Below are 284 nucleotides of genomic sequence, written 5' to 3'. Positions count from 1 at the left end.
TCTGCGTGGCGCGCAATTACGGCAAGCACGCCGCCGAGGCCGGCTTGCAAGTATCGGAGATTCCGATCCTGTTCCCGCGCTTCGCGGCCACGTTGATTCCCGACGGCGCGCCGATCATCGTCCCGACCGTCTCTGAGCAGGTCGACTGGGAAGGCGAGCTGGCGGTGGTGATCGGGAAAGGCGGCCGCCATATCGCCAACGACGCCGCTCTTGAGCATGTAGCGGGATATACGGTCTTCAACGACGTCTCCGTGCGGGATTATCAGTTCCGCGTGACCCAATAC

General features: G+C 63.0%; 1 protein-coding gene. It reads left to right on the top strand.

Annotated elements, in window-relative coordinates; translation table 11 throughout:
• A partial coding sequence (locus GV792_RS28865) for a fumarylacetoacetate hydrolase family protein (RefSeq protein ID WP_163828149.1) occupies positions 1 to 284 on the top strand: 284 nt, incomplete at both ends.

The sequence above is a fragment of the Nocardia cyriacigeorgica genome, from assembly GCF_010868145.1.
Taxonomy (GTDB): domain Bacteria; phylum Actinomycetota; class Actinomycetes; order Mycobacteriales; family Mycobacteriaceae; genus Nocardia; species Nocardia cyriacigeorgica_D.
This window is presented reverse-complemented; position numbering and strand designations above follow the sequence as displayed.